Here is a 14,524-nt window from a genome sequence, read left to right as displayed (position 1 = left end):
TGCGCCACCCTGCCGAAAACCAAGGGAGGACGCAATGTCACTCACAGGCAGACACGCGCTGGTTACCGGCGGCGGCAGCGGCATTGGCCTGGCCATTGCGCGCATGCTGGCGGAGGACGGCGCCCAGGTCACGATCACCGGGCGGCGCGGCGATGTTCTGGCCGAGGCGGCGACCGAAGGTCTGCACCCTCTGGTCATGGATGTGCGCAACGAGGCCGCCGTGGACGCGGGCGTGGCAGAAGCCACAGCCGCCCGCGGACCGATCACCATCTGCGTGCCCAATGCCGGGATCGCCGAGGGCCGCGCGCTCCACAAGACCGACATGGCGTTCTGGCGCAATATGATGGCCACGAACCTCGACGGTGCCTTTGCCACGATCCGCGCGTGCCTGCCGGGCATGCGGGACGCGGGCTGGGGCCGGGTGATCGCAGTGGCCTCCATCGCCGGTGTGCGCGGGCTGCAGGGGGCCGCCTGCTATACCGCCTCCAAACACGGGATGATCGGGCTCATCCGCGCGCTGTCGGAGGATTACGCAGGCCGCGACATCACCTTCAACGCACTCTGCCCCGCCTATGTGGACACGGACATCGTGACCCGGAACACCGTCTCGATCTCGGAACGCGCGGGCATCAGCGAGGACAAGGCGCGAGCGATGATGATCTCCGCCAACCGCCACAACCGGCTCATCGCGCCCGAGGAAGTCGCCGCTGCCGCCCGCTGGCTGGTGCAACCCGGTGCGGAAAGCGTCAACGGCCAGGCCATCGAAATCGCGGGCGGCCAGATCTGACCGCAGGCCGGGGTGACACCACCCGGTGACGCCTTGAGAGCGCCAGGACGCCCGAGATGATGCACACCAGACCCCAAAAGCGTCGCACCGATGATTGGCACCAGGTCGAGAGCAGGTTCACGACGCGCCTGGCACCAGACCTCCCCACCGCAGGGTCAGACGGCCCCCGCTTTGAAAACGGCGTCTCAACCCGTCCCTCTGCCCAGCGGAAAAGGCTCTCACGGGCCAGCCAACCAAGCGCGCCGCACCCTCGCGCTTGACGCGAGGGTCTCCGATCTCCCACACTCCTGACCCGCCCACCGCATCTGGCTGGCCCCGCGGGAAGCCGAAGCGTAACCCGAAATCGACACACCCAACGCGCCAACAGAAAACCAAGCCCTCCACAACACCGCGAGACAAATACGTCACTTCAAACGTCAATCCTCGGCGCAGTCCGGGCGACCAGCGCCGCGCCGTGCCGGACTGGTACAACCAGATCTGTCGAAAAACGCGCCCGAAGGCGCTGACCGCGCTAAGCGACCTCGGCCGGACGCGGGCGCTGACCCTCGGACCACGCGCGCGTCGCCTCACCGAAGGCGGCAAAAAGCGGCCGCGACACCGGATCCTCCGCGGCGCGGTACTCCGGGTGCCACTGCACCGACAGGCAAAACCCCGGCGCATCCCGTACAAAGATCGCCTCGGGCGTGCCGTCGGGCGCGGTGCCATCCACCACGATGCGCGCCCCGGGCTCCTTGATCCCCTGACCGTGCAGCGTGTTGGTCATCACCTCGCGCGCGCCCATCAACCGGTGGAAAATCCCGCCCTCCGTAAAGGTCACGGGATGACGCAGCTCAAACTTTTCCTCCAGCGTGCCGTCGGGCGGCATCCGGTGGTTCATACGGCCCGGCAGATCGCGGATTTCCGGATAGAGCGAGCCGCCCATCGCCACGTTCACCTCCTGAAAGCCCCGGCAGATCCCGAAAAACGGCTGGCCACGCTCCACACAGGCGCGGATCAGCGGCAGGGCCAGTGCATCGCGGTCCCGGTCAAAGGCACCATGCGCCTCCGTCTCCGCCTCGCCGTATTCCTCCGGGTGCACATTGGGCCGCCCGCCGGTAAAGAGAAACCCGTCGCAATGCGCCAGCAATTCAGGCACCGAGACAAACCGCGGATCGGTGGGGATCATGAAGGGCACGCAGCCTGACACCTCCGCAATCGCCTCGGAATTCATCGTCCCACCTGCGTGAACGGGATATTCATCGTTCAGCAGATAGTGATTGCAAAAAATCCCGACGACCGGCCGCGTCATGAAAAATCCCTCTGTCGCTGTTTGACCCTCTATACCCTTGCACAGAAGGGGTGAACAGTTCGTCACCGCGCAACGCCCTGTGCGCGCCTGCAGAAAAGGCGATTATGCCTCCGCAGTAAGCCCCGCTGCCTCAATCCCCGCCACCGCGGCAAGCACATCGTTGTCAGAGGTATCGCCCGTGACACCCACGGCGCCGATCACAGCCCCCTTGCGGTCGCGCAGCAACACACCGCCCGGCACCGGGATCACCTTGCCGTCGTAGGCTCCGTTGACCGCCGCCATGAAATAGGCCTGGCTTTCGGCACGCGCCATCTGGGCAGAGCCGGGTATCCCCAGCATCACCGACCCAAAGGCCTTGCCAAAGGCGATGTTGAACCGGCCCGGCGACGCACCATCCTCGCGCTCGAATGCCTGCACATGGCCGCCCGCGTCCAGCACCACGACCGACAGGGGTTTCAGGTCCAGCTCCCGCCCCTTTTCCTGGGCCTTGCGGATAATCGTGCGCGCTTTTCTCAATGAGATTGTCATGTCTGTTCCTTTTTTCCTTTTTCCAAAGACCCGGGCAAAGCCCTGTCAGCGCTCAGGCCTGTGCCTTCAACTCAAGACGCCGCGCGTGCAACACAGGTTCCGTGTAGCCAGACGGCTGTTCGCGCCCCTTGAACACCAGATCGCAGGCCGCCTGAAACGCGATCCCGTCAAATCCCGGCGCCATGGGCCGGTAGGACGGATCGTCCGCATTCTGCTCATCCACGACCGCCGCCATCTTGCGCAGCGCGGCCATCACCTGCTGGCCGTCGACCACCCCGTGATGCAGCCAGTTGGCGATGTGCTGGGCGGAAATCCGGCAGGTGGCACGGTCTTCCATCAACCCGACGCCTTTCATATCCGGCACTTTGGAGCAGCCAACCCCCTGATCGATCCAGCGCACCACGTAGCCCAGGATGCCCTGCGCGTTGTTCTCCACTTCGCGCAGCTTCTGATCCTCCGTCCATTTCTGGTAGGTGGCCAGCGGAATGCTCAGCACCGAATCCACATAGGCCCGGCGCCCGCCCGCGCGCAGCCGCTCCTGCACGGCAAAGACATCCACCTTGTGGTAATGCAGCGCGTGCAGCGTGGCCGCCGTGGGGCTGGGCACCCAAGCGCAGTTGGCACCCGCCTTCGGGTGCTCGATCTTCTGCTCGATCATCGCCGCCATCAGATCAGGCATCGCCCACATCCCCTTGCCGATCTGCGCGCGTCCGCTCAGCCCACATTCCAGGCCGATGTCCACGTTCTGATCCTCGTAAGCACCGATCCAGGCCTTGCGCTTGATGAAGTCCTTGCGGCTAAAGGGCCCGGCCTCCATCGAGGTATGGATCTCGTCACCCGTCCGGTCCAGAAATCCGGTATTGATAAAGGCGACCCGGGACTTCGCGGCCCGGATACACTCCTTGAGGTTGACGGAGGTGCGCCGCTCCTCGTCCATGATGCCCAGCTTGACAGTATTCTGCGGCAGCCCCAGCATCGCCTCGACCCGCGTAAACAGCCGGTCGGTAAAGGCCACCTCCTCGGGTCCGTGCATCTTGGGTTTGACCACATAGACGGAGCCGGTTAACGAATTGCCGCCCTCCCGCTGCAGATCATGCATGGCGATCAGCGTGGTCACCACCGCGTCCATCACACCCTCGAAGATCTCGTGGCCCTCGGCATCACGGATCGCCGGATTTGTCATCAGATGACCGACATTCCGCACCAGCATGAGCGCCCGGCCCTTCAGCGTCACCTCGCCTCCGTCCGGCGCGGTCAACATCCGGTCGGGGTTCAGCGCCCGCGTCACCGTCTTGCCACCCTTCTCAAAACTTTCGCGCAAGTCGCCCTTCATCAGCCCAAGCCAGTTGGCATAGGCCGTGACCTTGTCCTCGGCATCCACACAGGCAACGGAATCCTCGCAATCCATGATCGCCGAGACAGCGCTTTCCAGAATGACATCCGCCAGCCCCGCCTGATCGCGGCTGCCGATGGGATGCGCCCGGTCAAACCGCAGGATGACGTGCAACCCGTTGTTGCGCAGCACGATGCTCTCGGGTGCCTTGGGGTTGCCGGTGTAGCCCACGAATTGCTCGGGCCGCATCAGGAACTGATCATCCACCAGCAGCGCGCCCTTGTGCACGTAGTACCGTCTGGCGTCCGCATGGCTCGTGCGGGTGACCGGAAAGGCCTCATCGAGGAAAACGCGTGCGCGGGCCACGACCCGCGCACCTCGGCCCTGATCGTAGCCGCCCGGCGCCGGCGCGCTGCCCATGGCGTCGGTGCCGTAGAACCCATCGTACAAGCTGCCCCAGCGCGCGTTGGCCGCATTCAGCGCATAGCGGGCATTGGTGATCGGCACTACCAGCTGCGGCCCGGGTACGCGCGCGATCTCGTCATCCACATTCGCCGTGTCGATCTCGAAATCGTCGCCATCCTCGACCAGATACCCGATCTCACGCAGAAAATCGCAATAGGCCTCGTGATCGTGCGGTGTGTCACGCTGTTGCAGGTGCCAGATGTCGATCTGATCCTGCAACCGGGCGCGTGTGTCCAGCAAGGCCCTGTTCTCCACCGTCATGTCGCCGACCAGATCCGCAAAACCCTGCCAGAAGCCCGACACGTCAACACCCGTACCCGGCAGCGCCTGTTCCTCCAGAAAGGAGACGAGCGGTTCCGCAATCTGCAACCCGTTCTTGTCCTGATACCCCGTCATCCGCGCCATTCCTCACATCTTCCTTCGCATTTTTCGAAGATGTACGGGGAAACGAGGCCAGAGACAACAAAGGCCGCTGACCTCAGTCAGCGACCGTTTTTCGGGCCCTGCGACACCGCTCAGAACAATAGCGCACCTCGTCCCAGACCTTTTCCCACTTCTTGCGCCACGTGAAAGGCCGGCCGCAGACCGGACAGGTCTTTTCCGGCAAGTCTCCCTTGCGACGCATTGGGCAATCCCCGCCTTACTCGGTCGCCGCCGGGGTCGCGCCTGTCGATGCCTCCGTCATTTGCGGTCCGTTTAAATCAAGCACAGAAGCGACGCTCAGGCCCAATGCAACGCCGACGCAAAGTGCCACGCAGATGCCGATGATGGATGGCCAATGCCGCGTCGCTTGCCGTTCGATATTCGTGTCAGGGGCAGACATATTTTCTCCTCAAAGCCATACGCGGTCATCGCTTGCCGCGCTTCATTCATGAGACTAACGTCGGGCCTGCTCGGTTCGTTCCCTTTTCTCTCAGCAACAGGTGCCCCATGCGCGATGCCGCCCCCCAGACGATCTACCTCAAAGACTACACGCCCTTCGGGTTTGAGGTCACCTCCGTCGCGCTGGAATTTGATCTGAACCCCACGGCGACCCGCGTCAAAAGCCGCATCGCCTTTGTGCCCAAACCGGGAGCACCGGAGCAGATGTTCCTGCACGGCGAGAACCTGACCCTGAAGGCCGCCCGCATCGATGGCACCGCGGTTCACCCTGACATCACGCCCGAGGGGCTGACCTGCCCGGTGCCCGCCGCGCCCTTTGTCTGGGAGGCCGAGGTGGAAATCGACCCCCAGGGCAACACCGCCCTCGAAGGGCTCTACATGTCCAACGGCATGTATTGCACCCAATGCGAGGCCGAAGGGTTCCGCAAGATCACCTACTACCCTGACCGCCCCGATGTGATGAGCGTCTTTACCGTCACCATCAACGGTCCGCACCCGGTGCTTTTGTCCAATGGCAACCCGCGGGCGCAGTCCGAGGGCCGGGCGGAGTGGCAGGACCCCTGGCCCAAACCCGCCTATCTCTTCGCACTGGTGGCGGGCGATCTGGTGGCCCACTTGGACAGCTTTACCACCCGGTCCGGCGCGGATGTCGAGCTCAACCTGTACGTGCGGCCCGGTGACGAAGGCAAATGCGCCTTTGGCATGCAGGCGCTCAAGGACAGCATGAAATGGGACGAAGACGTCTACGGCCGGGAATACGACTTGGAGATTTTCAACATCGTGGCCGTCGATGACTTCAACATGGGCGCGATGGAGAACAAGGGCTTGAACATTTTCAACTCCGCCGCCGTGTTGTCCTCGCCGGAGACCTCGACAGACACCAATTTCGAGCGGATCGAGGCAATCATCGCTCATGAGTATTTCCACAACTGGACCGGGAATCGCATCACCTGTCGCGACTGGTTCCAGCTCTGTCTCAAGGAGGGGCTGACCGTCTTTCGCGACAGCCAGTTCACCTGTGACATGCGCTCTGCGCCGGTCAAGCGGATCTCGGATGTGATCGACCTCCGCGCGCGTCAGTTCGCCGAGGATCAGGGCCCGCTGGCGCATCCCGTCCGGCCAGAGAGCTTTCAGGAGATCAACAATTTCTACACCGCCACCGTCTACGAAAAAGGCGCCGAGGTCATCGGCATGCTGCGCCGCCTCGTGGGCGCCGAGGCCTATGCGCAGGCGCTCACCCTCTATTTTGACCGGCACGACGGGCAGGCCTGCACCATCGAGGATTGGCTGACGGTCTTCGAGGATGTGACGGGCCGCGATCTCAGCCAGTTCAAGCGCTGGTACAGTCAGGCCGGCACACCCAACGTCAAGATGGAAGAGGGTTGGGCATCAGGGGTTTACACCCTGACGTTCACGCAAAATCTGAAACCCACGACCGCAACGCCCGCCCCGAAACCGCAGGTCATCCCCATCGTCACGGGCCTGCTGTCACCCCAGGGCGCCGAGGTCGTGCCCAGCCAGGTGCTCGAACTCACGGAGGCGACACAGTCCTTCACCTTTGAGGGGCTGGCCGAGCGCCCGATCCCGTCGGTCCTGCGCGGCTTTTCCGCGCCTGTGGTTCTGGAGGGTACGCAGCACCACGCGCCCTTCCTGCTGGCCCATGACACCGACCCCTTCAACCGCTGGGAAGCGGCCCGCGCCCTGGCCAAGGACAGCCTCCTTGCCATGATCCGGGGCAGCGCGGCACCGGACGCCGCCTATCTCGACGGGCTCCACGCGGTGATGGGCGACGCGCAGCTTGACCCTGCGTACCGCGCACTGATGCTGGGTCTGCCCAGCCAGTCCGATCTCGCCCGCGCGCTGCATGACGCAGGCGAGGTGCCCGACCCCGATGCGATCTGGTCCGCGAGCGAGAGCATACGCGCCGCTCAGGCGCAGCGTCTCGCCGATCTGTTGCCGGGGCTTTTTGACAGCCATCAGGTGACCGAAAGCTACCGCCCCGACGCCGAGCAGACCGGGCAGCGGGCGCTGGCTAATGCGGCCCTGTCGCTGCTCAGCCGGATCGACGGGCCCGACCGTGCGCAGGCGCAGTATGATGCCGCAGACAACATGACACAGCAGCTCGCCGCCCTCGCCATCCTGCTACGCGAGAACGCTGGCAAGAACGCGCTGGAAGCCTTTGAGGTGCAATGGAAATCCGACCGTCTGGTGATGGACAAGTGGTTTGGCCTGCAGGTGATGCAAGCCGCCCCCGACGCCGTCATTGCCACGGCCGAAGCGCTCACCAAACACCCGGATTTCAACTGGAAGAACCCCAACCGCTTCCGCGCTGTTTTGGGCGCTGCCGCGACGCATCACGCAGGCTTTCACCGGGCCGACGGCTCGGGCTACCGCTTTGTGGCCGACTGGCTGATCCGGCTCGATCCGGTGAACCCGCAGACCACAGCGCGCATGTGCGCCGTCTTCCAGACCTGGAAACGGTATGACGCGGACCGCCAGGCCCTGATCGCCGCGGAGCTCGACCGCATCCTTGTGCTGCCGGATCTGTCCCGCGACACCACCGAAATGCTGACCCGTATCAGAGGGAGCTGACCTATGCGACCCGTTCTGCTCATCACCGGCGGCTCCACCGGCATCGGCGCCGCCTGCGCCCGGGGTGCGGCCCGGCAAGGCTATGATATCGCTCTGAATTATCGCAACAGTGAGGCTGAGGCCAACGCCGTTGCCGACGCCTGTCGCGCCGATGGTGCCCGCGTCCTGCTCTGCCGCGGCGATGTGGCTGACCCGGCAGAGATCAACGGCGTTTTTGCCGCGATCGACGCGGAATTCAGGCGGCTCGACGCGCTCATCAACAACGCGGGCATCGTCGATCAGACCGCCACCCTGACGCAGATGGATCACGCCCGCCTGCGGCGCATGTTCGACATCAACGTCATCGGCGCGATGCTGGTCGCGAAAGAGGCCGTTCTGCGGATGCAGGCCCAGGGCGAGGGCGGCGTGATCGTCAACATCTCTTCTGCAGCAGCGCGTCTCGGCTCGGGCAAGCAATATCTGGACTATGCCGCCTCCAAGGCTGCAATTGACTGCTTTACCAAAGGGTTGTCAGACGAAGTTGCTGCAGACAACATCCGCGTCATGGCCGTCCGCCCCGGCCTGATCGAAACCCCGATCCACGCCAAGGGCGGCGAGCCGGGGCGCGCCGACAAGCTGGCGCATATGGTACCGATGCAGCGCAAGGGCACGGCCGAGGAAATCGCCCGCCCCGTGCTCTGGCTGCTGTCGGAGGAGGCGAGCTACATCACCGGCTCGACGCTTGACGTCACCGGAGGGCGTTAATCCAATCGTCACGCGGACCATCGCCGCTTGACTGCCGGTACAGTGCCTGATCGCCCCCCTTACTGGCCTTGAACGCAGCCCTGTAGCGCGCTGCCATCATCGGCCCCGGCCTTCGCAACCCGAGCCAGACACGGCATCCCTCCGCACAGCGGCGCTCACCGGATCACCCCTGCCTACCGCTCCTCACGCTGCGACTTGCGCAGCTTCGGTCGTTTCACCGGCGCCGCACAATAGGGCTGAGCCCGCAGCCACCCGGCAATGTCGCGCCGTTTCGACGCAACCCGCAAGGGCCCCCAGTCCGCCGCCACCCCGCGCCAGCGACCATCGTTACCGACGATGACCCCATCACGCGGCACGGTCACCGCCATGATACGGATCGCACAGCTCAGGTTCTCGCCGCCCACCCGCAGATCGGCACCGCTGCGCGCGCGGCACCCGTAACCGCGCGCCGTCGCAGGCGAGATCTGCAGCAGCCCGTGCCACCGCCCGCCTCCGCCGACGGCAGCCGGTCGATAGGTGCTCTCGTGTTTGGCCAACGCCGACATGAACCCCACCCAGAACGCCTCGCGCCCGGGCCGGTCTGCCGCAGCATACCCCGGGCACCAGCTGTCCATATCCCCAGGCACCATCGCTGTCAGTGGCTGACCGTGGGCCCGCAAGGCCGCCAGCGCCGCCGCATTCCACAGCTCGCGGCGTTGTTTGTGCCGCCAACGCATCGGAGGCAGGGCCTGCGGCTCCGCCTGCACCCCCGATGGCGCCATCACCACCGGAACAGGCACCCAGATCAACATGGCAAGGAGGCTCAGGACAAATCGCATACCGTTCTATGCGATACGGAACAGGCAATGCGCAAGCGCCGGACTTCGCGCCATCATAGAAGCACGCAAAGCCACTCTCGTCACAGGCGAAAACCCTGAAACATCCGAAACAACTCGTGAACAAACACCGCCTATTCACTCTGCCAGAGCCCTCCCGAAAGCGGTAAGACTACGACGCTGCCATGTTTTAGCCACAATGTATCGGTATCGGAACGGCGAGGGCATGAGCGGGTCGGTGAAAGGGGGGTCTTTCACGCCAGCCGCAGTAACGCATGTGTCCTCTGGGACGCCTGCAGGAATGTCGGCACCCCCAATCATCGAGACCTGAGACCAACGCGTGAGGCAAGAACACGGGAAAGGACGCACCATGAGCAACATCCCCGCAGACGCCGCCCATTGGGACAGCGGCGATTGGATCGACTGGCACCGCCAGGCAACCACGACCGGCAACTGGACGACCGAGGATCCATCCGATGATCCTCTGGCCCGGATGCACGCGCTCAAGGCGCGGATGTTGCAGTGCGCCCAAAGCTATTTTGACCTGACAGGCCAGCATCTGCCAATCTACGACGCCATCGGCCGGATCCACGGTGCCATCGTCCTGGAAACCCCCGGGCTCGTGCAACCCTCACCCGAGGCAGGCGCGCAGATCGTGACCATCGCCCCCAATGCCGGTCACGACACGGTCACGGCGGATATGTCAAAGCCGTTCAGCTGCCTGATCGTGGTGCGGATCGCACCGAACTTCACCAGCGATGCGCGGCTCCTGCCCCGGGTTGCCCTGCCCGATATCGGGCGGACGGAACTGCGCTGGCGCGATCTGCCCAACGGGCGCTGATCCACGCGTCAGCGCCACTCTGACAGAAGGCTTGCAGCACCTGCGTTGCTGGCCTAAACCGAGCCCCGACCCCGTGATAGCTGACAAGGGACCGCGATGCTCGATCTCACCTACGAGACCCCCACCCCGAAAACCATTGCCGGTGCCAAGCACGATTGGGAACTGGTCATCGGGATGGAAGTGCACGCCCAGGTCACAAGTGCGGCCAAGCTCTTCTCCGCTGCCTCCACCAAATTCGGTGCAGAGCCCAACAGCAACGTGTCTTTCGTGGACGCGGCGATGCCCGGCATGTTGCCCACGATCAATGAATACTGCGTCGAACAGGCGGTGCGCACCGGGCTGGGCCTCAAGGCCGAGATCCACCTGACCTCTGCCTTTGACCGGAAAAACTACTTTTACCCGGACCTGCCGCAGGGCTACCAGATCAGCCAGCTCTACCACCCCATCGTCGGCGAAGGCGAAGTGCTGGTGGAAATGGGCGACGGCAAGGCCCGCCTCGTGCGGGTCGAACGCATCCATCTGGAACAGGATGCGGGCAAGAGCATCCACGACATGGACCCCAATATGTCCTTTGTGGATCTCAACCGCACCGGCGTCGCCCTGATGGAGATCGTCTCGCGCCCCGACATCCGCGGCCCGGAAGAGGCCGCCGCCTATCTGGCCAAGCTGCGCCAGATCCTGCGATACTTAGGCACCTGCAACGGCGACATGCAGTCGGGTGCCATGCGCGCGGACGTCAACGTCTCCATCTGCCGCCCCGGTCAATATGAGAAATATCAGGCCACGCAGGATTTCAGCCATCTCGGCACCCGCTGCGAGATCAAGAACATGAACTCCATGCGGTTTATCCAGCAAGCGATCGACGTGGAGGCCCGGCGCCAGATCGCCATCGTCGAAGCGGGCGGCACCGTCGATCAGGAAACCCGGCTCTACGATCCCGACCGGAACGAGACGCGCTCCATGCGCTCCAAGGAAGAGGCGCATGATTACCGCTACTTCCCCGATCCCGATCTTTTGCCGCTGGAGCTGGAGCAGGCCTGGGTCGATGACATCCGGGACAGCCTGCCGGAACTGCCCGACGCCAAGAAGGCGCGCTTTATCGCCGATTTCGGTCTGAGCGACTACGACGCCTCCGTGCTGACGGCCGATCTGGCCTCGGCGGGGTATTTCGAGGCAGTGGCTGCCGGTCGCGATGGCAAGATGGCCGCGAACTGGGTCATCAACGAGCTTTTCGGCCGTCTCAAGAAAGACGAGCGCGAGATGACCGACAGCCCGGTCTCGCCCGCGCAACTGGGGGGGGTGATCGACCTCATCGCCTCGGACGCCATCTCCGGCAAGATCGCCAAGGAGCTGTTCGAGATCGTCTACACCGAAGGCGGGGATCCGGCGCAGATCGTCGAGGCGCGCGGCATGAAGCAAGTCACCGACACCGGCGCGATCGAGGCAGCCGTGGACGAGATCATCGCCGCCAACCCCGATCAGGTGGCCAAGGCCCAAGAGAACCCCAAGCTTGCGGGCTGGTTCGTCGGTCAGGTGATGAAAGCCACCGGCGGCAAGGCAAATCCCAAGGCGGTCAACCAACTGGTCGCGCAAAAGCTCAAAGGTTAACGACGGCTGAGACCGGCGTGCGCTACGCACCGACGTGATACCGACGTTTTACCGACGTGATACCGACACTGCACCGACGCCGCAAAACCGGCCCTCGGCGCCCCTCAAACCGGACCGGAGACGGCCATGACAGACTATCAATACAAGGTGATCGCCGCCCCCGCCAAAGGTCTCAAGGCCCGCGGGATCAAGACACCCGAGGCGCGCTTTGCCCACGCTGTCGAAGAGGTGCTGAACGAGATGGCGCGCGACGGGTGGGAGTATCAGCGGGCCGAGGCGCTCCCCTCGCAGGAGCGTGCAGGGTTTGCCTCCACCACGACCAACTGGCGCAATCTTCTGGTCTTTCGCAAACCGGTCGATCAGGCAGACCGGCCCGCCCTCCGGTTACCGGCTGAACCCGCAGCACCACGCGCTGAACGCGCCGCTGATCCCGGCCCGGAACTGCGCGTCCCGGACGGATCCCTGATCCCGGTAAAAGGCGAAAAATCAGCGGATTAACGGGCGCTCCTAAGCGCTTACATCAATTGCCAGCGCGTGGATCTCCGCCATCAGTTGAGGACCCAATGCTGCGTGGATCGCCCGATGCCGCGCAAGCCGGTTCATCTCCTTGAACTGCGGCGCCCGGATCGCCACGTTAAAGTGGCTTTCACCCCCCTCGGGATACCCTGAATGACCGCGGTGACTTTCGCTGTCGTCCACCACCTCCAGCCGCTCCGGTGCAAACGCATCCCGCAACCGATCTTCAATCTGCTGACGTCTGGACATTTTTTCGCGCTGCCCCCTTCCCTCTATCTGGTGGCAGTCTAAACTAAGCGGCCTCGACTCGTATAGGTGCCAATATGCCCAAACCTGATCCTTTCGGTTTCGACATGTCCGTGTCGTCCTCCAAAAAGAAAAATCCCCGTGGCAGGCGGGGCATGTCGGGGGCGTCCGAGACCTCGACCCGGATCTGCGACAAGGAAGGCTGTAACGAGCCGGGCAAGTACCGCGCGCCCAAGGCGCCCGACGTGCTGGATGACTATTATTGGTTCTGTCAGGCTCACGTGCGGGAGTATAATCTGAAATGGAACTTCTTTGACGGCACCACGGAGGCGGAGCTCAACGCCCAGATGTCAAAGGATAAAGTCTGGGAGCGGAACACCAAACCGCTGGGCGATCCGGAAGCGCGCGCCTGGGCGCGGCTGGGCATCGAGGATCCGCATCAGGTGCTGGGTGCGAATGCCACGCAGAACCCCGGCCGCGGTGCACAGGCGGGCCGCCGCCTGCCGCCCACCGAACGCCGCGCACTGGAAATCCTGGAGGCCAAGGACACCTGGACCAAGCCCGAGGTGCGCAAGGCCTACAAGGCGCTGATCAAGGTGTTGCACCCCGATATGAACGGCGGCGACCGCAGCCAGGAAGAGCAGTTGCAAGAGGTCGTCTGGGCCTGGGATCAGATCAAGGGCAGCCGTAATTTCAAGGACTGATGGCGCTACCATTTCCCCAAACTGGACGGCCCCTTTCCCTTGCACCTCGCTGCTTTATGTTGCACGGATGACCGCGGGCCACATCGGTCCGGTTTCCACATTTCGACAAGGGTGAGACCTCATGGCCGACGGCGCACTGGACATCAACACAAAGCCCACCGAAGAGGTTCACGTCCGCGACGTCTTTGGCATCGACACAGATATGGTGGTCAAGGGTTTCGCGGATCGCAGCGACCGTGTGCCCGACGTTGACAGCACCTACAAGTTCGACCCGGACACGACACTGGCCATCCTCGCAGGCTTCGCCCACAACCGCCGCGTGATGGTGCAGGGCTATCACGGGACGGGCAAATCGACCCACATCGAACAGGTGGCCGCGCGTCTCAACTGGCCCGCCGTCCGCGTCAACCTCGACAGTCACATCAGCCGGATCGACCTGATCGGCAAGGATGCGATCAAGTTGAAGGACGGAAAGCAAGTTACTGATTTTCAAGAGGGAATTCTCCCTTGGGCCTTGCGAAATCCCACCGCGATCGTCTTTGATGAATATGACGCGGGCCGGGCGGATGTGATGTTCGTGATCCAGCGCGTGCTGGAGGTGGACGGCAAGCTGACCCTGCTCGACCAGAACCAGGTGATCACGCCCCACCCCTATTTCCGCATCTTCGCCACGGCAAACACTGTGGGCCTGGGCGATACGACAGGGCTCTATCACGGGACGCAGCAGATCAACCAGGGCCAGATGGACCGCTGGAGCCTCGTTGCCACGCTCAACTACCTCAGCATCGACGCGGAAACGGCCATCGTGCTGAGCAAGAACCCGCACTACAACACCGAAAAGGGCCGCAAGATCGTCAAGCAGATGGTCACTGTGGCGGACCTGACCCGCACGGCCTTTATGAACGGCGATCTGAGCACCGTCATGAGCCCCCGCACGGTGATCGCCTGGGCCCAGAACGCTGAGATCTTCCGCAACATCGGCTACGCTTTCCGGCTCTCATTCCTCAACAAATGTGATGAACTGGAACGTCAGACCGTCGCGGAATTCTACCAGCGTCTGTTTGACGAGGAACTGCCCGAGAGTGCAGCAAGTGTGAGCCTTGGCTAGGCCGATGCGGTCATAATGCGCAGTTTCTTTCCTTCCGCAGCATGCGCTGTTTGCTTATCCGTTGGGC

Annotated in this window: 15 protein-coding genes; 8 read left to right on the top strand and 7 right to left on the bottom strand. The window is 63.6% G+C overall.

The genetic code is table 11. The annotated features are described in order from the left end of the window. Window positions 1-34: 34 nt before the first annotated feature. Window positions 35-787 carry an SDR family oxidoreductase gene (locus tag Q1A53_RS09080; protein ID WP_299965385.1) on the top strand — a complete coding sequence of 251 codons (753 nt, stop codon included), beginning with the start codon at window positions 35-37 and terminating at the stop codon, window positions 785-787. 511 nt (window positions 788-1,298) lie between these two features. On the opposite strand, the gene Q1A53_RS09075 is transcribed toward Q1A53_RS09080, so the two are convergent. The 5 genes from Q1A53_RS09075 to Q1A53_RS09055 all read right to left on the bottom strand — a co-directional run bounded on the left by Q1A53_RS09075 (window position 1,299) and on the right by Q1A53_RS09055 (window position 5,224). Beyond that, the gene (locus Q1A53_RS09075; protein ID WP_299965382.1) at window positions 1,299-2,075 is read right to left on the bottom strand and encodes a gamma-glutamyl-gamma-aminobutyrate hydrolase family protein; all 777 of its coding nucleotides are present in this window, start codon (window positions 2,073-2,075) and stop codon (window positions 1,299-1,301) included. Between the two features lie 102 nt (window positions 2,076-2,177). Continuing rightward, a complete protein-coding gene (locus Q1A53_RS09070) occupies window positions 2,178-2,603 on the bottom strand; it encodes a heme-binding protein (RefSeq protein WP_299965379.1) in 426 nt (141 codons plus the stop codon). A gap of 52 nt (window positions 2,604-2,655) precedes the next feature. Then, complete coding sequence (locus Q1A53_RS09065) at window positions 2,656-4,797, bottom strand: malate synthase G (protein ID WP_299966064.1); 2,142 nt, start codon at window positions 4,795-4,797, stop codon at window positions 2,656-2,658. Window positions 4,798-4,879: 82 nt separating this feature from the next. Continuing rightward, the gene (locus Q1A53_RS09060; protein WP_299965377.1) at window positions 4,880-5,026 is read right to left on the bottom strand and encodes a DUF2256 domain-containing protein; all 147 of its coding nucleotides are present in this window, start codon (window positions 5,024-5,026) and stop codon (window positions 4,880-4,882) included. A 15-nt stretch (window positions 5,027-5,041) separates the two neighbouring features. Continuing rightward, window positions 5,042-5,224 (bottom strand): hypothetical protein, encoded by a 183-nt coding sequence (locus Q1A53_RS09055; protein WP_299965374.1) that lies wholly within the window; start codon window positions 5,222-5,224, stop codon window positions 5,042-5,044. Between the two features lie 107 nt (window positions 5,225-5,331). Here Q1A53_RS09055 and pepN point away from each other — a divergent pair, with 107 nt between their 5' ends. Together pepN and Q1A53_RS09045 are read left to right on the top strand one after the other, a co-directional pair. After that, window positions 5,332-7,875, top strand: a complete 2,544-nt coding sequence (gene pepN, locus Q1A53_RS09050; RefSeq protein ID WP_299965371.1) for an aminopeptidase N — start codon at window positions 5,332-5,334, stop codon at window positions 7,873-7,875. 3 nt (window positions 7,876-7,878) lie between these two features. Continuing rightward, window positions 7,879-8,619 carry an SDR family oxidoreductase gene (locus tag Q1A53_RS09045; protein WP_299965368.1) on the top strand — a complete coding sequence of 247 codons (741 nt, stop codon included), beginning with the start codon at window positions 7,879-7,881 and terminating at the stop codon, window positions 8,617-8,619. Window positions 8,620-8,792: 173 nt separating this feature from the next. On the opposite strand, the gene Q1A53_RS09040 is transcribed toward Q1A53_RS09045, so the two are convergent. Further along, entirely contained in the window at window positions 8,793-9,437 is a 645-nt protein-coding gene (locus Q1A53_RS09040; protein WP_299965366.1) for a lytic transglycosylase, read from the bottom strand. A 367-nt stretch (window positions 9,438-9,804) separates the two neighbouring features. Here Q1A53_RS09040 and Q1A53_RS09035 point away from each other — a divergent pair, with 367 nt between their 5' ends. From Q1A53_RS09035 to Q1A53_RS09025, 3 genes are all read left to right on the top strand, one after another. After that, window positions 9,805-10,275: a hypothetical protein gene (locus Q1A53_RS09035; RefSeq protein WP_299965364.1), complete on the top strand. Its 471-nt coding sequence runs from the start codon at window positions 9,805-9,807 to the stop codon at window positions 10,273-10,275. A 96-nt stretch (window positions 10,276-10,371) separates the two neighbouring features. Next, a complete protein-coding gene (gene gatB, locus Q1A53_RS09030) occupies window positions 10,372-11,883 on the top strand; it encodes an Asp-tRNA(Asn)/Glu-tRNA(Gln) amidotransferase subunit GatB (RefSeq protein WP_299965362.1) in 1,512 nt (503 codons plus the stop codon). Between the two features lie 126 nt (window positions 11,884-12,009). Then, the gene (locus Q1A53_RS09025) at window positions 12,010-12,381 is read left to right on the top strand and encodes a DUF4177 domain-containing protein (protein ID WP_299965359.1); all 372 of its coding nucleotides are present in this window, start codon (window positions 12,010-12,012) and stop codon (window positions 12,379-12,381) included. 9 nt (window positions 12,382-12,390) lie between these two features. Here the strand turns inward: Q1A53_RS09025 and Q1A53_RS09020 are convergent, their stop codons facing one another. Next, window positions 12,391-12,648, bottom strand: coding sequence for a BolA family protein (locus Q1A53_RS09020; protein ID WP_299965355.1), 258 nt, complete (start codon window positions 12,646-12,648; stop codon window positions 12,391-12,393). A 74-nt stretch (window positions 12,649-12,722) separates the two neighbouring features. Between Q1A53_RS09020 and Q1A53_RS09015 the strand changes: the two genes are divergently transcribed. Both Q1A53_RS09015 and cobS read left to right on the top strand, forming a co-directional pair. Beyond that, a complete protein-coding gene (locus Q1A53_RS09015; protein ID WP_299965352.1) occupies window positions 12,723-13,349 on the top strand; it encodes a J domain-containing protein in 627 nt (208 codons plus the stop codon). A 121-nt stretch (window positions 13,350-13,470) separates the two neighbouring features. Further along, entirely contained in the window at window positions 13,471-14,457 is a 987-nt protein-coding gene (gene cobS, locus Q1A53_RS09010; RefSeq protein ID WP_299965350.1) for a cobaltochelatase subunit CobS, read from the top strand. Window positions 14,458-14,524: the final 67 nt, after the last annotated feature.

Source organism: uncultured Roseobacter sp. (genome assembly GCF_947496515.1).
GTDB lineage: Bacteria > Pseudomonadota > Alphaproteobacteria > Rhodobacterales > Rhodobacteraceae > Roseobacter.
The sequence above is the reverse complement of the archived record's forward strand: the minus strand, read 5'-3'. Positions and strand labels throughout refer to the sequence as shown.